18 protein-coding genes and 1 pseudogene are annotated in these 19781 nt (G+C 65.6%); 11 read left to right on the top strand and 8 right to left on the bottom strand.

What is annotated here, in order from left to right; genetic code table 11:
- Positions 1 to 53: 53 nt before the first annotated feature.
- Together ACQEVI_RS05915 and ACQEVI_RS05910 are read right to left on the bottom strand one after the other, a co-directional pair.
- Complete coding sequence (locus tag ACQEVI_RS05915; protein ID WP_432895657.1) at positions 54 to 203, bottom strand: albusnodin family lasso peptide; 150 nt, start codon at positions 201 to 203, stop codon at positions 54 to 56.
- A 109-nt stretch (positions 204 to 312) separates the two neighbouring features.
- Positions 313 to 1503 carry an HAD family hydrolase gene (locus tag ACQEVI_RS05910; RefSeq protein ID WP_432895655.1) on the bottom strand — a complete coding sequence of 397 codons (1191 nt, stop codon included), beginning with the start codon at positions 1501 to 1503 and terminating at the stop codon, positions 313 to 315.
- A 205-nt stretch (positions 1504 to 1708) separates the two neighbouring features.
- Between ACQEVI_RS05910 and ACQEVI_RS05905 the strand changes: the two genes are divergently transcribed.
- Positions 1709 to 2332 (top strand): NUDIX hydrolase, encoded by a 624-nt coding sequence (locus tag ACQEVI_RS05905; RefSeq protein WP_432895653.1) that lies wholly within the window; start codon positions 1709 to 1711, stop codon positions 2330 to 2332.
- A 10-nt stretch (positions 2333 to 2342) separates the two neighbouring features.
- On the opposite strand, the gene ACQEVI_RS05900 is transcribed toward ACQEVI_RS05905, so the two are convergent.
- Both ACQEVI_RS05900 and ACQEVI_RS05895 read right to left on the bottom strand, forming a co-directional pair.
- Entirely contained in the window at positions 2343 to 3680 is a 1338-nt protein-coding gene (locus tag ACQEVI_RS05900) for a helix-turn-helix domain-containing protein (RefSeq protein ID WP_432895651.1), read from the bottom strand.
- Positions 3681 to 3813: 133 nt separating this feature from the next.
- A complete protein-coding gene (locus tag ACQEVI_RS05895; RefSeq protein WP_432895649.1) occupies positions 3814 to 4452 on the bottom strand; it encodes a DUF6879 family protein in 639 nt (212 codons plus the stop codon).
- On the opposite strand from ACQEVI_RS05895, the gene ACQEVI_RS05890 reads away from it, so the two are divergent.
- The 4 genes from ACQEVI_RS05890 (at position 4394) to ACQEVI_RS05875 (ending at position 10875) form a co-directional block, all read left to right on the top strand.
- Positions 4394 to 5205, top strand: a protein-coding gene (locus ACQEVI_RS05890) for an IS5 family transposase (protein ID WP_432895647.1) whose coding sequence is annotated in 2 segments (ribosomal slippage) — positions 4394 to 4733 and positions 4733 to 5205 — 813 coding nt in all. Because the reading frame shifts where the segments join, the coding sequence is not laid out codon by codon here. The genes ACQEVI_RS05895 and ACQEVI_RS05890 overlap by 59 nt on opposite strands.
- Positions 5206 to 5652: 447 nt before the next feature.
- A complete protein-coding gene (locus ACQEVI_RS05885) occupies positions 5653 to 8412 on the top strand; it encodes a hypothetical protein (RefSeq protein ID WP_432895645.1) in 2760 nt (919 codons plus the stop codon).
- A 152-nt stretch (positions 8413 to 8564) separates the two neighbouring features.
- A protein-coding gene (locus ACQEVI_RS05880) for an IS5 family transposase (protein WP_432895643.1) occupies positions 8565 to 9376 on the top strand; the annotation gives its coding sequence in 2 pieces (ribosomal slippage) (positions 8565 to 8904 and positions 8904 to 9376; 813 coding nt in all).
- 237 nt (positions 9377 to 9613) lie between these two features.
- Positions 9614 to 10875 (top strand): IS3 family transposase gene (locus tag ACQEVI_RS05875; RefSeq protein WP_432894622.1). Its coding sequence is split into 2 segments (ribosomal slippage): positions 9614 to 9959 and positions 9959 to 10875, totalling 1263 coding nucleotides; the frame shifts between segments, so codons are not numbered across the junction.
- A gap of 86 nt (positions 10876 to 10961) precedes the next feature.
- Here the strand turns inward: ACQEVI_RS05875 and ACQEVI_RS05870 are convergent.
- Complete coding sequence (locus ACQEVI_RS05870; RefSeq protein ID WP_432895641.1) at positions 10962 to 11378, bottom strand: hypothetical protein; 417 nt, start codon at positions 11376 to 11378, stop codon at positions 10962 to 10964.
- 657 nt (positions 11379 to 12035) lie between these two features.
- Here ACQEVI_RS05870 and ACQEVI_RS05865 point away from each other — a divergent pair.
- Both ACQEVI_RS05865 and mobF read left to right on the top strand, forming a co-directional pair.
- Entirely contained in the window at positions 12036 to 12371 is a 336-nt protein-coding gene (locus ACQEVI_RS05865; RefSeq protein ID WP_432895639.1) for a GNAT family N-acetyltransferase, read from the top strand.
- A 212-nt stretch (positions 12372 to 12583) separates the two neighbouring features.
- Positions 12584 to 13598: pseudogene (gene mobF, locus ACQEVI_RS05860) on the top strand (MobF family relaxase).
- Positions 13599 to 13836: 238 nt separating this feature from the next.
- Here mobF and ACQEVI_RS05855 read toward each other — a convergent pair.
- From ACQEVI_RS05855 to ACQEVI_RS05845, 3 genes are all read right to left on the bottom strand, one after another.
- Positions 13837 to 14418, bottom strand: coding sequence for a hypothetical protein (locus tag ACQEVI_RS05855; RefSeq protein WP_432895637.1), 582 nt, complete (start codon positions 14416 to 14418; stop codon positions 13837 to 13839).
- 179 nt (positions 14419 to 14597) lie between these two features.
- Positions 14598 to 15512 (bottom strand): DNA-processing protein DprA, encoded by a 915-nt coding sequence (locus ACQEVI_RS05850; protein WP_432895635.1) that lies wholly within the window; start codon positions 15510 to 15512, stop codon positions 14598 to 14600.
- Positions 15513 to 15622: 110 nt separating this feature from the next.
- Positions 15623 to 16114 carry a hypothetical protein gene (locus tag ACQEVI_RS05845; RefSeq protein ID WP_432895633.1) on the bottom strand — a complete coding sequence of 164 codons (492 nt, stop codon included), beginning with the start codon at positions 16112 to 16114 and terminating at the stop codon, positions 15623 to 15625.
- 485 nt (positions 16115 to 16599) lie between these two features.
- Here ACQEVI_RS05845 and ACQEVI_RS05840 point away from each other — a divergent pair, with 485 nt between their 5' ends.
- The 4 genes from ACQEVI_RS05840 to ACQEVI_RS05825 all read left to right on the top strand — a co-directional run bounded on the left by ACQEVI_RS05840 (position 16600) and on the right by ACQEVI_RS05825 (position 19754).
- On the top strand, positions 16600 to 17154 hold the full coding sequence (locus tag ACQEVI_RS05840; protein ID WP_432895631.1) for a hypothetical protein: 555 nt from the start codon (positions 16600 to 16602) through the stop codon (positions 17152 to 17154).
- Positions 17155 to 17894: 740 nt separating this feature from the next.
- Positions 17895 to 18248 (top strand): hypothetical protein, encoded by a 354-nt coding sequence (locus tag ACQEVI_RS05835; protein WP_432895629.1) that lies wholly within the window; start codon positions 17895 to 17897, stop codon positions 18246 to 18248.
- A 298-nt stretch (positions 18249 to 18546) separates the two neighbouring features.
- Entirely contained in the window at positions 18547 to 19047 is a 501-nt protein-coding gene (locus ACQEVI_RS05830; RefSeq protein WP_432895628.1) for a hypothetical protein, read from the top strand.
- On the top strand, positions 19044 to 19754 hold the full coding sequence (locus ACQEVI_RS05825) for a hypothetical protein (RefSeq protein WP_432895626.1): 711 nt from the start codon (positions 19044 to 19046) through the stop codon (positions 19752 to 19754). Before ACQEVI_RS05830 ends, ACQEVI_RS05825 begins: the two co-directional genes overlap by 4 nt.
- Positions 19755 to 19781 lie beyond the last annotated feature (27 nt).

The following is a 19781-nucleotide window of genomic DNA, read 5'->3' as shown; positions in this document are numbered from 1 at the left end:
CAGGAGCCGGGCGGTGGTGGCCCAACGGAACCTCCGGGCCACCACCGTTCGGGTCAGCGATAGGCGTACCGCTTGTCCTCGGTACCGGCCTTCTTCTTGCTGCCCTCCGTCAGCGTGACGACGTCGCCGAGGTCGATCATTTCCTGCTCCACGGTCGTGGGCTCCGCCGTTGTTGCCTCTGTCGTGTTCGTGTTGCTCTTCATCGCTATCTCTCCTCTTATCGAGTCCGGGTAGGTCCCGGACGCCTGTGGTGGGCCGCAGTCGATCAACGCGGCCTTGCTGGGCAGATGTCGCGTCGAGCACTCAGGGCGGTCAGCGCATCGAGAACTCGGGTACGACTGAAGACGTCGAGGCGGGGAGCCCGTGGTGCAAGGGCAGTTCGAACCCGGCCCGGCCGCTCCGGTCGCGGGTGCTGCGCCAATGCGCGCGGCGCCGGCCGATCTCCCCGCGTGGGTAAGCCAGACCCGCCTCACGCGCGGCAACCTCGATCGCGCGCATGGTCGCTCCCGTACCGGACGGGATCGGCCCGTGTCTCACCCATACGCCGTCACGAAGGACCCAGGTGTCGCACCGCGCTATCTCTGAGTGGTCCTCGTGCCAGACCCGCAAGACCACCGGACTCGGCGCAGTACGTACGGCCATGGCGAGCTGGCCCGCGAGCGGCGCGAGGGCAGTGGTCTTGACGTCGAGCGGCAGCAGTGAGCGCAGAACGGTTACCGCTCCGTGCTGAACGATCGTGCCGGTGACCTCGCCCGCGGCGGCACGGACAACCTCGGAAGCGTGACCCATCGCGACACCACGGTCGGCCCAGACCAACATGTCGATGTCGTTGGGGCCGTCCCCAACAGCCACCGTGGCATCGTGGCGGATACCCAGGTGGACGCGAAGCCGTTCCAGCGCTGAGGCCTTGTGGGTTGCCGGCGCGGTGACATCCAGCCAGTTGCGCCCCGCCGGGGTGACTGTCACGCCAGAATCCGCTAATGCCTGCGCGTGAAGAGCGATACCAGGAGCATGCAGCGCGACACGGGTCGCCGGCACGGCGCACAAGTCAGCGACTTGTACCCGCTTCTGCTCCCCGTTGAGCAGCTCCCTTTCGAACAACGCGTTTACCCGCCAGCCCCAGCCGACTTCCTCGACCCCGACATGTGCACCGGGCGCTAGCCCCAGAGCTTGGTGGATCACTGCGCGCGTGTCGAAGTGCCGGGCGTCCTGGACTACATACCCCGAGGCCGGACTCCGGTCCAGACGGACAGTCATCGCGCCGTTGGAACAGACGGCGAACCCCTCAGTCAGGCCGAGCCTTGTGGCGACGGGGAGCAGCCCGACCAGCGACCGACCAGTTGCCAGCACGACCTCGTGACCGGCCGACCGCACCAGATCAAGCGCTGCCACGGTCTCGGACGGGATCTTCCCGCCGTGATCCAGGAGCGTGCCATCGATATCGCACGCGACGAGCATTGAAGGGCGAGCAAACGTCTGTGGCTTGAGGGGTGCGGTGCTCACGGTGCGTCCTCGGCAGGTGTCGGGGTGTCGTGCTCTTGCCGAAACTCTGACCGGTACCGGGTGTTCGCTGGTAGGAGCGGCGCGTCAGCCGCTGTCAGCAGACAACTGTCTGCTCCGGAGTACACGGACGGCGTACAGCCGGCGGGCGCCGATGAGCGCGTGCGTGCGTGGCGAACGCGCCCGACCAGACCGTACGCTGCCGAGCGTGAGCACTCAGCCGAGCAACTCGACGCCCAGCACCCCGGCACCTGAGACTTCCCCACAGAGCGCCGCGACGCCGAGCAGGTCGACGCAATGGGAGATCCTGGACGAGCGCTTGGTGGACGACACCCGCCGGGCCAACGTGAGCATCGCGAGCGTGCGTCTGCCCGACGGCGTCGAGTTCGAGCAGTGGGTGCTGCGCGTTCCGGCCGCGATCATGGTCCTGATGCTGGACGACCAGGATCGGGTCCTGATGATGTGGCGGCACCGGTTCATCATCGACTCCTGGGTCTGGGAGCTGCCTGGCGGCTACCTTGACCCGAACGAGGGACCCCAGGCCGCTGCCTTCCGTGAGGCTGAGGAGGAGACCGGGTGGCGACCCCGCGACGTGCGCGAGTACCTGAGGTTCCAGCCGATGGTCGGCACCGTGGACCAGCCCAACATCATCTACCTCGCACGCGGCGGACATGACACAGGCGCTGCTCCGGACATCAACGAGGCAGAGGAGATCCGGTGGATCCCGCTCGCTGAGGTCCTGGGGCTGATCGAGTCCGGGCAGATCGTCGGCGCGGCGTCCGTGGCCGGATTGATGAAGGTGCTCCTGGACCGCGCTGAAGGTCGGCTCTAGCCGCTCCTAGTTAGCTCGCGATGAGGTCGCGTGCTCTGGCCCGGTAGGTGTCCACGGCATCGATCCCTGCGTGTGGTGCGAGGCGTTGGGCAATCTCGGCTAGGTAGTCACGCGATCGTGCTGAGTCGATTCCCTGAGCGGCTTCAAGAGCCTGGTGGCCGGCTTCTGCGGCTTCCTCGACGTTCCCGTCCTGGGCGTGAGCCCGAGCAACGAGTGCGAGATTGAACATCCGTCCCCGGGCGTACCGCGCGTCCATGTCCAGGGAACGCTCCGCGAAACGCACGGCAAGGTCGCCACGGCCCAGGGCGGTGAACGTCTGCCCGAACTTCGCCGCGAGATACGCCTCGTCGAAGTAGCCCAGCCACTGCGGGTCGGTGGCGCGCTCCGCCTGGTCGAACAAGCGCTCAGCACGGTCCAACGACGACGCTGTCGCAGAGGCTGAACCGTTCACGGCATGGCCCTGAGCTTCCAGCACCGCCGCCTCGGCTGCGATCGCCCCGACGCCCGCCTCGGCTGCCGCACGCCCTGCCGCCCGAGCCAGGTCGATCGCTTCGTCACCGGAGCGGAGGTACGCGGCCTGATGGCTCATCGCAGCCAAGATCTCCGCTCCGAGCGGGCGGTCCTCGGCAGCGCCAGCAAGGTGGAGGGCCTGGACCATGTACCGCTGCGCCAGGGCGTGTCGCCCGACGTCGTAGGTTGCCCACCCAGCCAACTGAGTCGCTTCGGCTGCTGCAGAGAGCAGAGCGGCTCCGGTGCGGGTGTCGTACTGGCCTTGGAGGAGCTCAGCCACGTCGTGGTGCAGGAACCTGACGACTCTCTCGCGGACGTACCCACCGCCGTATTGATTGTCGACCGTGCGGAACGCGCCCAGCATCTGCCGGATCATCTCGACATCCGGCATGCCGACAAAGCGGACCCCGGTGCTACCGGGACCGGGCGTCGAGGGGGCGGTGAGCCATCGCAGCGCGGGCACGAGGAAGGTCGCGGCGTTGAAGGCCGCAGCGGTCAGGAAGTCACGGCGCTCAAGATCGGACCGCCACAGCTCAAGTGCGTCGCCGAATCCTTGCTCGGCTGGCGCAGTTGGACCGGACGCGCTGTCGTGCGGTGACATGGACGCTTGAGCCGCTACCCGGACCATTGCGCTCAGGCGGCCGCCGGCGTCAAGCGCCTCATCCAGAAGCGCCGCCACCGCAGGGCTCGGGCGCTTCTGTCCGTGCTCCAGGTCCCAGATGTGCCCGTGGGAGCAGTGCACGCGCTCGCCCAGGCCGCGCAATGACCAGTTGCGCTGCGTGCGCAGTTCATTCAGGAGCGCCCCGAACCCGGGATCGACAACGACGTGCTGACCCATGGGAGTCCCCCTGCTCGACGTGGTGCAACGAGGCTACCGGCCGGATGAGCGGTACGTCAGCAGAGAGGACGTGCCTTAAGAACATGGATGGGCGGCCGGGTAACCGTGCTGGATTCGACGGGTTCGGAACGGTTCACTCGCCGTACATTGCCCACCAGTCTGCGAACGGCACGGCGTGCGCCAAGGCTGTCTCTCGGTAGGCGACGTACTCCGGGCCGTGGTCGTCCGGCAGGACGTCGGCCCCGATGAACTTGCCGTCGCTGTAGTTGAACCGGGCCGGTGTGGTCGAGTCGAAGAGCCAGAAGTCGCCGACATGTTCAGGGAGCGGCGTGGGCTGGTCAGTGACGTCGAGGATGAAGAACTCTTCGCCCGCCGTGGCATTGGTGGCGTAGCCCCAGCCGAGTTCGAAGCGCAGGTAGGGCGTCAGCGGCCGTCGAAGAACATGGACGCGGTACATGCGCCGTCCCACGTCGGTGTGGGTGCGCACCTCGTCGAGCCAGTCAAGGTTGTAGTCCGCGGGCTTGTCCTGGCCGTCGAGGAACAACTGGTAGGCGTCGACGTTGCCGGACCGGCTGTAGTCGTCGAGAGTCTCCAGCCGGAAGGCTTCGCGTTGAAACTGGTCGAACAGGTCGCCGAGGGCCTTAGACCTTGTTTCAGAATGGTCGGCGTATCCGCTATGTCTGACCTGCGGGTTCGGGGCAGGCTGCGGGCTCGTGATCGAGGATTTGGTTCCTGACCTTCTGTGGGAGCAGGTCGCTCCGTTCCTCCCCACGCCGGCGCCGCGCCCGTATTGGCATCACGGCCGCCGGCGGGCCGATGACCGTGCGGCGTTGGCCGGGATCGTGTTCGTGCTGCGGCACGGGGTGGGCTGGTGGCAGGTCCCGCAGGACTCGTTGGGCGTCTCGGGAGTCACCTGCTGGCGCAGACTGGCCGAGTGGACCGAGGCCGGTGTGTGGCCCCGGCTGCACGAGGCAGTGTTGGCCCAGATGCGCCGCGAAGGTCTGCTGGGGCTGGACGAGATGAGCATCGACGGCTCGCACCTGAGGGCCCTCAAAGGGGGGCCCATGTCGGCCCCTCACCGGTCGACCGGGGACGGCCCGGGTCCAAGCACCACCTGATCGTGGACACGAACGGCACCCCGCTGCAGGTGTCCCTGACTGGTGGGAACCGGCACGACGTGACCCAGCTGCTGCCCCTGCTCGACGCCCTGCCCGCGATCCGAGGCACGGTCGGCCGGCCACGACGTAAACCCCGGATCCTGTACGCCGACCGTGGCCACGACTACGACAAGTACCGCCGCGAGCTACACGACCGGGGCATCGCGCCGAAGATCGCCCGCCGAGGGGTCGCCCATGGCTCCGGGCTCGGCACGAAACGCTGGGTCGTAGAACGTGGCTTCTCCTGGCTCCACCAGTTCAAACGCCTGCGCACCCGCTACGAGGTCCGTGCTGACCTCCACCTCGGACTCATGCACCTGGCCTGCGCCATCATTTGCTGGCGCAAACTCCCGGGCCGGTCATTCTGAAACGAGGGCTAAGCACCGGCTCGCACCAGCCGGTGAAAGCCATCTCGACCGGGAGCGCGACGATGAACCCCCGTACCCGTTTTCTTGGTGCGATTTTACTTGGTGCGATGCCGAGCCCGATGTCGATGGTGTCCGATCCCGCATAGCTGAGAGGGTGCCACTCGCCATCGACATGGCCGCGCGCCCAGCGTCAGGCGGCTCGTCGGCTGGGAGAACTCCCTCCTTGCGACACGCGGTGCGAGGGCGAGTCAGCGGCGCCGTTTCATCCGGGACCCTCGCTTCGATGCTTGCCTCTTCTTCGTCCTTGGCTGGAGGGTGCTGGGTTGCCCTCAGAGTGCGGTGGGCGCCCGACGGCGCCACGCGCGGAGTGCAGGCCCGTGGGGACTCCCAGCATGCGCAAGCCAGGTGTAGTGTCAGGAAGCGCTGAACCGGACGCTGGGGGCTGCATTGACGAACCTACTGCGCGAAGCCGAAGTGTTGGACTGGCTCCTCGGTGAATGGCGCGAGACTGGCCCGAGCGTCTGTGTGCTGGAAGGCTTCAGCGGGATCGGAAAGTCCATCGTCGCGCACAAGATCCGGCGCGCCTGGGATGGTCCTGCCGTCCTCGTTTCGGCCTCTGAGTCGGACGACATCGAGACCCTGCTGCTTCTGATCGCCGCGAAGCTAGAGGCAGACGGCGTGAGCATAGTTGCTGACCATCCGGACGGCGACTTCCGAGCCGGCCTGCTCGAACTCCTAGCGACTCAAGCGTTAGTCGTCATTGACGACTTCGAAGCGGCGCTAGACCCAGAGAGCCGACTGCCACGCTCTGCAGGTCTTGCCGATCTGGTTAGGAACTTGTGCAAGAGCAATTTTCAGGGCCGTGTGCTCCTGGTAACGAGCGAGTCTCCGGCGGAAGGCCCCTGGCTTCATGGCGCTGCGACCAAGACCATGTTTCCGCCGTCCGCAGACGACGCGCGCACGATCCTAACGCGCCTGATGAGCGATCGAGGGGTTCTTGACGAAGTGCCCGCAGACATGCTGGACGACGTTGTCGCATGGCTCGGCAACAATCCGCGTGCGATGGAAGCTTTCGTCGCTTGCCTTGTTGACGAGCCGCTCGACGGATTGATTGATCTCGGATCCGATGCATGGCAGAGTCGCGAACTCGCCGCATCTCCAATGGTGGTACGACGTCTCGAGGAGCGATTTCTCACCAAGACGATCGAGAGGCTCGATGCACCTTCGAGGATGTTGCTGGAGTCGCTTTCGGCCTTCCGGCGCTCCTTCACCATCGATGCAATCCGCGAAATGACCCCCGCCGGCAGTAGTGCTGAGGCGCTAAAGGACGGGCTCGCCAGCAGGTTTCTGCTGGGGAGGGACCGACGGTGGTACTCAATATCACCCGTGGCGAGACAGTTGGCTCTCTCCAGATTGGGGCGAAACGAGCGACGCCGTTTGGTTGCGCACAGGCAAGCCGCTCAGCACTACAGGAAACGACTGCAGCCGCGTCCCGCTGGCGGTATCGGCGGTGGGGGGACTCCGCGTGACCTCGTCCGGGTCGGCGCAGAGTTTGTCGAGGCTCGGTACCATCTGCTGGCTGTCGGCGCGGAGGCCGATTTTCAGGAACTGGCGGCAAATTATCGGCGAATTATCCTCGGCAGTTACCAACATCTTTCTCGTCCGCCCAGCGACCCCGCTGCAGTCCGCGAGTTGATTGCGACACTCGGGGCCGCGCTCTTCGATCTACCCGAGGGCTACGGCAGGCTAAGGGGCGTTCTGGCGGCCCTATTGGCTGCTCGCGGCCGCCCGCGCGATCTTGAGGTGGCATATCGTCAGGCGACTCTCGCGACGCTCGAGGTGCGTGATCTCGACCCCTGGCTCCTTCGGGTTGAACTTGCCTGCCGACTGGACACGCCACTCGCGATCGCCGCAGTGGTCGAACAGGGCGCGCGGAGACTACCCGAGAGGGACTTCGGGATTCTGGTCCGCAAGGCGACCGAGGCACACGGCAGTCGGCGGCAGCTTTCCGAAGCGCTGAAGGTTGTTCGCTTTGGCCTTGAAAACGTGCGGGATCCCGAGATTCGCCAGCACCTACTCTCCCTCGAAGCATTCGTCCTTAGCGCGAGTGGCGATCGCGAAAAGGCAATTGATGTGCTAGTTGATGCCATCCAGGAGGTGGGTAGGGCATCGCATCTCGGCTGGAGGTTAGTCGAGCAGGCGCTGTTTCTGGCTCACCAGCAAGGCGACCGAGAGCGCATCGTGAAGATCCGCCAAGTAGCCACTGAGGGCGAGATGAGTGATTCCGCGATAGCCTTGTGCGATCTGGTGACCGATCAGATAGAAAGGCGTTTCGCACGCGCTGCCGAGAAGGCGCTCGACTACACGGATTACTTTGCCCTCGTTTGCCAGGGGGCTTTTTCCGCCTTGGTGGCTGGGGAAGTTGAGCGCGCTACATTCTTATTTGAATCAGGGAGGTTCGTCGCGAACTCGGCCAGCTGGTGGCTTCGCGGGCTGATCGCCCTCTGCCAGGGCTCGGCGGAGGTCTATTGGGAGTCCATGGCTCAGGCACTGGGCCGGGAGCTGAGCGTAAATGAGCGATCGGACCCGCTCTTGTGGCTTCATGTCTGGGCTGAGCGACCTCCTTGGATCGGGAACTATCCAGCCTTCTATTTTCCGCGACTTCCAGCTCTCCTCACGGGTCTCCAGGAGGACATTGTCTTCATGGACTCGTATGTGCCGCTTCAGAGCATGTATCCGCTAAGCGGCGTCAGTCTTCCAGTCTTGCGTCCTACGGCGAAGGCGAGTGCGGATGGTGTGCTAGAGGGGCGGATCGCGGGCGGCGATCGTGCCCCGGTCATCACGATCATTAGGGAGATGAATGTGGGAGACACGTTCCGAGTGAATCGGGGGGTAGCCGTTGGTGGCAACGGCCATATCGCGGGTCCCGTAGCAGGTCGGGACATCAACTGGCCCGGCGACGCGGACGCTAGCCAGATCGTTGCCGAGCTGCGTTTGGTGGCGGACGCCTGTGAGGCGGGGAGCGTCGAGGCGTCGCCGGTGGAGGTGTCAAAGCTCCGAGTCGCCTTGGAGGCCGCGGAGCAGGGGGACCCCGGCGCTACGAAGAAGGCTCTTTCAGGGCTCGGCAGTTGGTCGATTGGCGCGGCAACCGAAGTCGGCGCGAGTGTGTTAGCGAGCGCGATCGCTGCCGCGATCGGTCTGGGCTGAGGGGCGTCGCTCCGCGAAGGCTGTCTCTTACCGTGCTTGCTCGGCGCCGTGTAGTTCGAAACTCGTCGTGCTGCGCATCCTAAGACCTCGTTTCAGAATGGGCGGCGTGTTCGCTGTGTCTGACCTGCTCGTTTGGGGCAGGCTGCTCGCTCGTGATCGAGGATTTGGTTCCTGACCTGCTGTGGGAGCAGGTCGCTGCGTTGCTGCCGGCGCCGGCGCCGCGTCCCTATCGTCATCATGGGCGTCGGCGGGCCGATGACCGGGCGGCGCTGGCCGGGATCGTGTTCGTGTTGCGGCACGGGGTCGGCTGGAGGCAGGTCCCTTCGCAGGCGCTGGGCGTCTCCGGCGTGACCTGCTGGCGGCGGCTGCGCGAGTGGACCGAGGCGGGGCTCTGGCCGCGGCTGCACGAGGCGGTGCTGGCAGAGATGCGCCGGGAAGGCCTGCTGGGGCTGGACGAGATGAGCATCGACGGCTCGCACGTGCGGGCGCTCAAAGGGGGGACCATGTCGGCCCGTCACCGGTCGACCGCGCCCGGCCCGGGTCCAAGCACCACCTGATCGTCGACACGAACGGCACCCCGCTGCAGGTGTCCCTGACCGGCGGGAACCGGCACGACGTGACCCAGCTGCTGCCCCTGGTCGACTCCCTGCCGGCGATCCGGGGCACGGTCGGCAGGCCCAGGCGCAAGCCCCGGATCCTGTACGCCGACCGCGGCTACGACTACGACAAGTACCGCCGCGAGCTGCGCGACCGGGGCATCACCCCGCGCATCGCCCGCCGCGGCGTCGCCCACGGCTCCGGGCTCGGCAAGAAGCGATGGGTCGTCGAACGCGGCTTCTCCTGGCTCCACCAGTTCAAACGCCTACGCACCCGCTACGAGGTCCGCGCCGACCTCCACCCCGGACTCATGCACCTGGCCTGCGCGATCATCTGCTGGCGCAAACTCCCAGGCCGGTCATTCTGAAACGAGGTCTTAGTCGCCAAGCTGGTCACCGAATGCCTTCCGGATCAGGTCCAAGAGGGTCGCCGTCGGGGCCTGGTGCGACGGATCGTCAAACCGTGGTCAGACGGTGCACCGTGCACCACGGATTGTGCCCCCGGCCGGGTCGGTCTCATGAGTCGTCGGACAGTGGGCCCTCACCCCGTTTGGTGGACACGCTGATACTGGATCGTGGATCCAGAGGAAGCGAGTTTGATCCGCATGGCTATGAAGAACTATCCGGAGGAGTTCAAGGCCGATGCTGTGGCCTTGTACGAGTCCACGCCCGGGGCGACGATCAAGGGCATCGCCCGGGACTTGGGCGTCTCGCGAGAGACGTTGCGGTTATGGGTGCGCCGCGCTGCCGAGCAGCGCGGGCAGGCCGCCGTGACGGCCGGTCCGGCAGCGGGCACGACGCCCGGCGAGCCCGCGGTGCGTTCCGGTGGCAGGGTCGGGCAGCTGGAGGCACGGGTCGCCGAGCTCGAGGCGGCCAACGCCCGCCTGGAGGCCGACAAGCGCAAGCTCGCCACCGAGCGGGAGATCCTGCGTAAGGCCGCGAAGTATTTCGCGGGAGAGACGACCTGGTGAGCCGCTTCCAGTTCGTCGCCGAGCACCATCCCACCTACTCGGTGAAGCGGCTGTGCCAGGTCCTTGAGATCAACCGGTCGAGCTACTACAAGTGGCGCGACGGCGCCGCTGGTCGTGCCGCCCGGGCTGCTGCTGATGCCGGGCTGGCGGCGCGGATCCGGGCTCTGCTGAAGGAGGATCCGGCTCTTGGCTCGCCGCGGGTGACGACCGAGCTGCGTAAGGCCGACCCGGTCGGGCCGCCGGTGAACCACAAACGGGTCGCTCGTGTGATGCGCGAGCACGGCATCGCGGGGATCCGGCTACGACGACGAGTACGCACCACAGTCCCGGACCCATCGGGGCAGAGGGTGGGCGACCTGATCAAGCGGGACTTCACCGCGCAGGCACCCAACCGCAGGTATGTCGGCGACATCACCTACCTGCCGGTCGGTGGCGGGCAGTTCTTGTATCTGGCGACGGTGATCGACCTGTACTCGCGCCGTCTGGTGGGCTGGTCGCTGGCTGATCACATGCGCACCGAGCTGGTCACCGACGCCCTCCAGGCCGCCGTAGCCGAGCGCGGCTCTCTGGCCGGCGCGATCTTCCACAGCGACCACGGAGCCCAGTACGGATCGAAGGACTACGCGCAGCTATGCGGCCGGCTGCAGGTGACTCAGTCCATGGGCGCGGTCGGCACCAGCGCCGACAACGCCCTGGCAGAGTCGTTCAACGCCACGCTGAAACGCGAGACCCTGGCCGGCGCACCCGCGTTCGACGGCGCCCGCGCCTGCCGCCTCGCGGTCTTCCGCTGGATCACGCGTTACAACCTGCGCCGCCCGCATTCCCGCCTCGGGAACCAGAGCCCTATCGACTACGAACACGAGACCGACCCGGCTACGCTACGGCTGGCCGCCTGACCACACGAAGACGTGTCCACTTCTCGGGGCGAAGGCCCAGTCGCTCTTGTCGCACAACACGGGCAGTCGCCGGTCTGGCACAGCGGTCATGTGCTAGCGGGCACCAAGGACAGGATCGTGCTGATGATCGTGGACAACAGCGTGACGATCGCGACGAGGCTTGCGAGACCTGTCTTCGGATTGCTGAATAGTTGCTTGAAGCACTCGCGCAGGCGAGGATGTACGAAGAACGTCCGCATGCGTTGCCACTTGTGCTGCTGCAAGTGGCAGCCGCGCAGGACTCCTCGGGCATTATTCCGGCAGGTCTTGCCCGCAGCGCGGACTGGCGCACCACATGGGTTTGGTGCCTGGAGCAGTAGCCACAGAAGGCCGAGCAACGAGAAGCCCGCGATCGCTCCGAACCCGAGATCTCGGGTCAACCATCCCACCGCAGCCACGGCTAGTGCTGCCAGCCCCCAGTAGCGCCACGTCAACCTCACCAGATCCCGCACCATCGTCACCATGGCATGGACCGTATGGGCTGGTCATTACGGTTATCAAGGCCATGGTTGTGAAACCATTACTCTTGCATTGCGATGCAGGCTAAGGTAGATCGAACTCGGAGCGCCTTGAGAACAGTGGCCAGCTTGGTGCCAAGCCAGAACGAATGAGTTGGCAACCGCTGAAGCTGCAGACCGGTACAGCCTGAGGTTGGTAATTCTCGCTGCGTAGCAGCAGCGCCACAAGGCCGTCAGCTCGATACCGGGATGGCGACTTCCTCGTACGCCCTGGGGAGAGGTACTCGGGCCAGCCCGTGGCGTGGGGCCCGTGCCCGCGCCCCCGGATAGTGCAGGACAGCGGCGACACAGCCGACGAGCCGCGACGGCCACGTACAGGCACGCGACGACGCACACCGCGAGACCGAGACGATGTCGCGGCTGTGCAGCTAGGGCAGTCGAGCGGATGGACAGCGGGTCCCGCGGACCGCCCTGGTAAGGGCAGCGCACCTAATGCACAACGCTGTGAAGGGTGGCGAATCAACTTTAAGTTGACACACGCGGGCTGGTCTGTGGGTCGAATACCTGGCCCGTGGGCGTGGTGAGCGGCTTCAGCGTGCGGGCGGGCAACCTCGGGTCTACTTTGAGTGGTCATTTTCCACTTAAAGTTGACAGGTTGGGCTCGTGGGAGTCGTTGAGGTCAACAACACCCTTGCCGGCACCGTCGGACTCAAGAAGACCCACTGGCGCGCAGCGACAACGGAGATCGGCTACTGGGCAGCGCCCTGGGCCCGAGGCCGGGGTCTGATCACCGAGGCGACGCGGCTTCTTACCGACTGGTCCTTGACCACAGGTGGCATGCGCAGAGTCGAGCTGCGAGCAGCCACCGAGAACATCGCGTCCCAGATCGTCGCGCAGCGCGCCGGCTTCACACACGAAGGTGTCCTGCGCGACGCCGGGTTCATCCACGACGGACGCGTCGACCTGGCCGTGTTCTCGCGAGTCGTCGCCGACATATAGCCACCCGCACCACGATCCGAAGCCGCAGCACGCGCTCGGCCGGAACCTCGCCTGCTGACCCGGCTGGCTCTTCCCGCACACCTCATCGCTGACATGGGCGCGCCCTCAACGAGGGCATTCGCCCAACTCGAATACGGGCCTACGCCAGTAGCGGAGGTCGCCGAGGCGACCCGGAACAGCCCGACAAGCGCCTGGGGAAGGGGGTGGGGGACATGATGACGGTCCACGTGCTCAGCGCCGGCAGCGGATACACGTACCTCACTCAGCAAGTCGCCTCGGGGGACGTACCGCGCGGCCGGGGCGTGTCGTTGACGGACTACTACATGCAGCACGGCAACCCACCCGGGCAGTGGGTCAGGTCGGGGCTGGAGCAGCTTGGGGGTCTCGGGCCAGGTCTTTGGGAAGCAGATGGAGTCGTTGTTCGGGCAGGGTCGGCACCCGGACGCGGACCGGCTCGAGGTCGAGGCCCTGGCCCGCGGCTTGTCGAAGCAGGACGCGGAGCGCACCGGCCGCCTGGGACGAGCGTTCCCGGAGTTCAAGGCGCGGGCCGACGACGGGTACAGGCAGGCGTTGCAGGCCGCGTTTGCTGTGTTCGCTGCCGAGAACGATCGTCCGCCGGAGGCGGGGATCGAGCGGGACCTGATCCGCTGGAACGTCGCCCGCTCTCTCGCTCAGCAGGAGCGCACCGAGAAGGGCGCCTCGGGTGGGCTCTCGGACCAGGACGTCGCCACGTGGTTGGCCAAACGTGGGCAGCAGCCCCGTAAGGCGGTCGCGGGGTATGACCTGGTGTTCACGCCGTCGAAGTCGATCAGCGTGTTGTGGGGTCTGGGTGACGCGGCCACGCGGGAGGCGATCACGAAGGCGCATACCCAGGCGTGGCGGGACACGCTGGTGTGGATCGAGGCCGAGGGGTCGCTCACTCGTGGCGGTGCGGGCGGGGTGCTGCAGATCGATGCCCACGGCCTGACCGCCGTGGCGTTCGACCATCTGGACTCCCGGGCGGGGGACCCGAACCTGCACACTCACGTCGCGGTCTTCACCAAGGTTCTTGGCGTGGACGGGATCTGGCGTGCCCCGGACGGTCGGGTGTTGCTGGCGCTGAAGTGGCGGCGTCGGAGCGGTACAACACCTGCATCGAGCAGCTCCTGGTCGAGGCTCTTGGCGTCGCGTTTCACACCGAGTCCCGGGGCCGAGGTAAGCCAGGCGTCCGCGAGATTATCGGTATGAGCGCATGCACCGCACGCATGCACCGCTTGTACAGCTTGAACACCGCGAGCTTAGATCCGAGTGTCAGAGTCGGACGTCGATCAGGTTGCGGCTGGGACGAGGTGCTGACGCATCGCATCTGCCGCTGCTGCGGACAGGCCTTCGACTGCACGACAGCTCGCGGTCGCACCGCCGGTGCTCGTAGGGGCCCCGTTTCGGAGGCGAAGATCGCGCGGGAGATCTTGACTGTAAGCGCAGTTCAGGGACATAGACCCTGCGTCCACGGGCAAACGTCGGGGTTAAAGTCGGGTGCGGAAAGTCGCTGCTTTGCCCACTGCTGCGTTGTCTGCTCCCAACCGTCCGAGAGCCAGCGTGCGAGCACGAGGACGGAGACGTGTGTGGCGCCGGCCGCTCGCACGGCGAGTGCTGCTGAGGTGGCGTGGCCGCCTCCAGTCCAGGTGTCATCGATGACAAGGACGTGGCGTCCGGCTGCGTTCGCGCTTGCGGCGTAGTGGGAAGGGTTGGCATCGCGTGGGTTCGTCGAGTCCGCTGCGGCGGTGAGCGTGACCTCGATCGCTGCAGGCCGCGCCAACTTGCCAACGATGTCGTTCAGGGCGTGCGTAGTCAGGTCTGGCTTCGGAGGCAGCGACGGAACCGTTGCCCAGGCGGAGACAGGTGTGCCGGTCAGGGTGCCGGCACAAATAACATGGCCCAGGAGGCCCAACGCCGCCATCAGAGCGACAGTCTGGCGATGGACGGGCGACGAGATATGCAGATTCTTGTAACCGCGCATGACATGACCAGACTGGGTAACCGGGGCAAGGTAGCTGGCGTAGGCCATCATCCCGAGTAAGTCGGGACCTCCGGGATAAGAGAGGAGGATCCGACACCGACTGCAGATCGGTCTTGACGCCGTTGGGGTGAAGCAGCGAGAACAGGTTTCCTCGAGCAGCGGGTTGCGCAGGAAGCCGCCAGCCGTTGCCGCCAGTGTCTGCTGGACCTGAGCAATACGCGGGTCTATCACAGACCAGCGCCCAGTAGGTGATTCAGCAGGCGGTTGACCTCGTTCTCCTTGTTGAGAACGGCATCGATCTGCTCCAGCGCCTCACCGATTCCGTGAGCCACGTGCACTCCAGGACGATCGAGGAGGACCTTGGCCCAGTCGTTCAGTGCTACAACTTGATCGGTAAGTATGACGGGACGGCCGTGCTCGACAGCCATACGAGCCTGGGCACGAGCACCGCTCTTCTCACTCGCCTCGACCACGACCGTGACGCGACCGTAGCCGGACATGACGGCGTTCCGCATGAGGAAGTTGTGCTGTTGCGGGGGCGCATCAGGCCAGAACTGGGAAAGGACGAGTCCTCTTTGCATGATCTGCTCCTGGAGGGCTCGGTTCGTCGCCGGGTACTGCTTGTTAATCCCGGTACCGATGATCGCGACCGTACGCCCGCCAGCTGCTAGTGCGGCGGTGTGTGCCGCCGCGTCGATACCAGCCGCGAGACCAGAGAGAACGGTGACGTGCCGACGGGCGAGCGCATCTGCAATGGCAGTTGCGATGCCGATCCCACGCTCGGACGCTTTTCGAGAGCCGACCACGGCGATTGCAGGGTCATTAGCGAGGAGTTGACCGGCAGCAAAGAGGAAGGGGGGCGCTTGGTGGATCTCGCGCAGGCGTGTGGGATAGCTCGGGTCGAGGATCCCGACCATTGCATAGCCGGTGTCCGCCCATCTCTTCACGTCAGTGCTGGCCTGGTCGTAGGTGGTCTGCAACTCTGGGTCAGGTAGCAGCGCCTCGCCAATTCTGTCTTCCCAGACGGCGACCGCGCTGCCTCGCTCCAGGACGCGTTCGGTTACCGAAGCCCACCGCTCACCCCTGCGGAGGGTACGGAGCAGCGCGACCAGTGCGACATTCTCCTCCGTGGCCATGGTCATGTGGCCAGCGTAGGTCAGACCTGACGACTGGCCCTCCATCACGCCACCTCCTAGTGTGTCCAACCCGCCAGCCTCCCATCGACCACTGACGTTGCTCATAGTCGACGTCTTCAGGCGCAGAGGACGCATCTGTCGCGGCTCCACAATGCACCACGGCGGTCGTGGCAGATGGCCTCGGTGCTCCCGAAGTTACTGCCGAGATTCAGCTGCCGCCCGAGCGTAAGGACCGTGACGTTGTGAGCACCCGCCGCCTTGAGAGCCGCAGCGGCGCTGGCAGCCGACGAGCCAGATGTCCACGTGTCATCGAGCAGGAGTACCGAAGCGTCGCTGACGTCCCTCGGGTCAACTTTGTACGCCCGGGGCTTGAGTTCACCCCGCTCGGGTCGCTTAGTAAGCCTGTCGCGCACGATGGCACCAGGGCTCCAGTTGAAGCGGCGGGTCACAGGGTCGTTCGCAATGACTCCGTGCAGAAGCTCATCGAGATGGCCGAAGGTTCGGCTCTGGTTGTCCGACGGCACGAGCATGGCCACATCGATCCCGCTGGCGTCTCCTTCGATGCAATCGGCATGCTCGCGAACGAATACCGTCAGAAGTGATGCCAAGGGCCTCCGCAGCCATCTCACCGGGCCGTCCTTGTACTGATGAAGCATGGACTCCAGGCCAGCGTCCAGGCTGTATGTGACGGGCACGACGGTGTCTACGGTGTCACCGTAGGCACGGCACGCCCAGCACGTTGACCATGTCTCGCCGGCATCTCGATAGCCAGCTGCGCCGTAGCAGCGCGTGCAACTGAGCGGCTGGCGTGGCGCGACAGGGACCAAAATGTCGCCCTGCTCCTCCATCCAGTCCAACCAGGTCTGCACGCTGCGCGGGCGCTGAGCAGCGGCTGGACGTGCGAATTTGCGATACGCCACTTTGGTCTCCCTCCCGTTAGGACGCTAGTGGCTAAACAACCTGTATGGAGGCCAAGCAGCCGAAATCACCCGAAAACCGGCGATGGCGCTGTGGATCATCCGGAGCCCTCGATGCGATGCTGTGATCTTCGGTGGGAGGTCTTGCACGGACTCGACCAGTAGCGTTGGTGCGCGTGGCGGGTTTCCTGGAGTGGCTGATGCAGTTCACGCCATCAGACTTGGTCGCCGTGTGTGGTCTTGTCGCGGTTACTGTGGTCTCGGCGGGGTCTATCAGGTGGCAGAGCGCGCGGGCCCGACGGGACGGCCTTGCGGAACGACGCCGGGAAGTACATCTGCGGTTCTGGAACCAGGCGAATTCTCTACTGCGACTCGTCCAGGCCGACCGCGACAACCTCCAAGGCAGTTCTCCGGCGACGGCTGCCGGGAACGAAGAGATCCCGTCCCTACTCGATGGCCTGCGAGTGATCTGCTGGGAGATCGAGATCGTTTCGCCCGACATCCACGACAGATGCACGATGGCGCTGACCGCTCTCGAGCTGGCCGCTTTGGACGTTCGCGAGTTGTCGACCGTGCGCAGCACCATCACGCGCGGCGGGCAGACTCCCGGTACCGGCGCGCGGCTGAAGAAGGCGATTGACGAAGCAGCGTCCGACCTCGAGGCGGCTCGCACGAGCTTGAATCAACTGCGAGATGCGCTTCGCCGGTACGAAGACCCAGACAGAAAGTAGCTGGCTCATGTAGGCCTGGTCTGAGGCGTTCGGTACATCTGGCAGACGTGGAGTGTCGCAGCATTGCATCCCGGCAGTCGGAAGCGCTGGTCAGGGCTGTCTGCTGAGGCGGGGCCGCGAGCGTGCCTGAAAGCGAAGGCGGGGCTCTCTGCACTAGAAATCGAACTTTTAGTTGATCCCTCGGCCGTCATCGGCCGTCGAACCTGGTCAGAGGCCCGGATCCGCGGAATTCCGCGGATCCGGGCCTCTTCGCGTCTCGGGGTGTCGTGGACACCTATGGACGTGAGGAGCCCCGAATTGCCGCCCTGAGGGGCACGCAGGGGCACGCCGACACGACCAGAAGGGATCGATCATGGGCAAGACAACGGCGCCAGGACCGCAGAGGCGAGAGGCATGGGGGAAGGCTGCGCAAGCTCCCCTCGAAGCGGTGGCAGGCCCGCTATCCGGGGCCGGACGACAAGACCTATTCGGCGCGGACCGAGGCCGACAAGCCACTGACGTTCCTCACCAAGGGTGACGCTCGCGAGTGGCTTAACGGGATGCACGGGACCATCAGTCGGGGGGAGTGGGTTCCGCCCGCTGACGCCGTCCCGCGTCGTCGAGCGGCGGTTGAGGAGGAGGCCGCTCGGGACATCACGTTCCGGGAGTACGCAGAGCGGTGGCTGGGACGGATCGCGAGTGAGCCCGGCAAGGGTGGCAAGCCCCGTCGGCCTGGCACCGTGATCGCCTACCGGGGGCGCGTGCACAACTACCTGATGACGCCGCTCGGCGACGTGAAGGTCCGCGAAATCGACACCGAACGAGTGCGCGCCCTGACCGCGACGCTCGTCGCCATGCCCTCGGTCCTCAAGAAGGAAGCCAAGCACAATGGGATCGCTGGCGACGCGGTCGACGTGCTGAAGATGATCCTGCGTGCGGCGGTGCGCGACGGGCTTCTTTCTGCGATGCCGGATGTGCCGACGCCGAGCCGGAAATCGGTGCGGCACGACGGCGCGCATACGCCCGAGGACGACGTCGCCGCGCCGACTCAGGTCGACGCGCTCTACGAGGCGGTGCCGCAGCCCTGGCGCATCGCCGTGCTGTTCGCTGCGTAGTGCCAGCTCCGGCGTGGGGAGGTGCTGGGGCTCCTTTCGGGAACTCTGGCTCTATGTCACAGGTGAGCAGCGAACTCCGGCGAAAACGCCGCGCACCTCCGATATTTCGCGGCGATCCCTGCGCGCCGGGCCCGTCGGAAACTGGACTTGGGATTTGACTCGGTTCCGTCGAAGCCGGCGGTTGTACCGTCGCGCGCGCCTTCGGTGCGGCGCTGCCGCTGTACAGGCAGGATGCGAGACGACACGTCGTTCTGGTGCGGCAGAAGCACGATGAGCCGTGACGCTCTACGCTCGCGCCATGGATCCCTCCGAGATGCGAGAATTCCTCCGCGAACTCGAGGAAGTGCTGCGCAGCGCTGGACTCAACTCGATCGTCGACCACGAGCGTCTGGCCGCGACTGAAGGACGCACCACTGACGCGGTTATACCGAAGCAGGCACGATCTGGTGACGTCCGCGTGGTCGAACTGACCGTTCAGGACCGCATCGGTGTTCTGCTGGACCTGTTGGAAGCCGCTGTTGGTGGAACCTTCGCCATCGAGGGCACCCTCATAGGCTTTGCTGCTCGGAACGACGTCCAAGAACAGATCGCGTTTAGCCCCGACCGGCATGAGTTTTCGAATGTCGAGGACGCTCAGCCGTGGGAAACCGGGGGGCGAGCCGCTCTCGAAGAACGGCGGGCCGACGTGCGCGCCGTGCTCCAGACCATCGAGGCGATCCGATCTGCCACGGGACACCAGCGATCAGCGACGCTCGAGCCGATCAGGGACCAAGAGAACGACTGGGGAGGCTGGGCATGACGACTGTCCCTACGGCGGCGACGCCGGCCCAGTTGCTCGCACGGTTGCGGACGACGTTGCCCAAAGCGCTTCCCACCACCTTGACCACGACCGGACCTCACCCGACAGCCCCGGACGATCTCTACGAGGCGTACATCTTCGCGCTGGTGATCGATGCAGCACGGAGCGTCGGCTACAGCGTCCAGTTCGTAAACGGCGACGGCACGACGGCGACCGTCCTGCACCTACGCCGTAGCCCGGGCCGTATTGCGAGCTCGGGGAGGCCTGGAGGCCCTCCGTTTACCCATGCGGTTCTGTCCTCCGCCAACCGCCCGGATCTTGAGGTCCACACCGGGATTTTGGTTGTAGGCAAGTCGAAGGTCGCCCATGAAGCTGATCTTCTGATTCTGCCGCGGGAGCAGGCGGACCGATGCCGACGCTTCGATGTCGATCCCCCCAGCAGTTCCGCCATTTTGTCGCTCGAGGCGAAGTACTACACCATTCCGGTTGCGCTCTCGACCGCCAGAGAGTTCCTTGGTCTCAGCAAGGACCTGTCACCCAAGCAGATCGTTTTCGCGTGCACGATCGCCAGCGCATCGGCCATGGCGCTCTTGGCGGGTACGTCAAGCGTCGAGTACGACGACGGCGTGCTACCGCGTCGTAACGGCGAGGTCAGCCTTCGGGAGTACGTCCGGCGTCTCCTCCGGAACTACAAGACCCGGCGTTGACACCCTTCGTTGAGTTTCTGGACCGAC

Origin of the sequence: Promicromonospora sp. CA-289599 (assembly GCF_050936155.1) — a bacterium.
GTDB lineage: Bacteria > Actinomycetota > Actinomycetes > Actinomycetales > Cellulomonadaceae > Promicromonospora.
Note: the sequence above shows the minus strand (reverse complement) of the source record. Positions and strands in the feature narration are given on the sequence as shown.

Bases quoted from the DNA above. Each gene is read 5' to 3' on its own strand.
- ACQEVI_RS05870 (WP_432895641.1), bottom strand. From the start codon at position 11,378: ATGGTGACGATGGTGCGGGATCTGGTGAGGTTGACGTGGCGCTACTGG.
- ACQEVI_RS05825 (WP_432895626.1), top strand. From the start codon at position 19,044: ATGACGACTGTCCCTACGGCGGCGACGCCGGCCCAGTTGCTCGCACGG.
- ACQEVI_RS05900 (WP_432895651.1), bottom strand. From the start codon at position 3,680: ATGGGTCAGCACGTCGTTGTCGATCCCGGGTTCGGGGCGCTCCTGAAT.
- ACQEVI_RS05855 (WP_432895637.1), bottom strand. From the start codon at position 14,418: ATGGCCTACGCCAGCTACCTTGCCCCGGTTACCCAGTCTGGTCATGTC.
- ACQEVI_RS05850 (WP_432895635.1), bottom strand. From the start codon at position 15,512: ATGACCATGGCCACGGAGGAGAATGTCGCACTGGTCGCGCTGCTCCGT.
- ACQEVI_RS05830 (WP_432895628.1), top strand. From the start codon at position 18,547: ATGGATCCCTCCGAGATGCGAGAATTCCTCCGCGAACTCGAGGAAGTG.
- ACQEVI_RS05915 (WP_432895657.1), bottom strand. From the start codon at position 203: ATGAAGAGCAACACGAACACGACAGAGGCAACAACGGCGGAGCCCACG.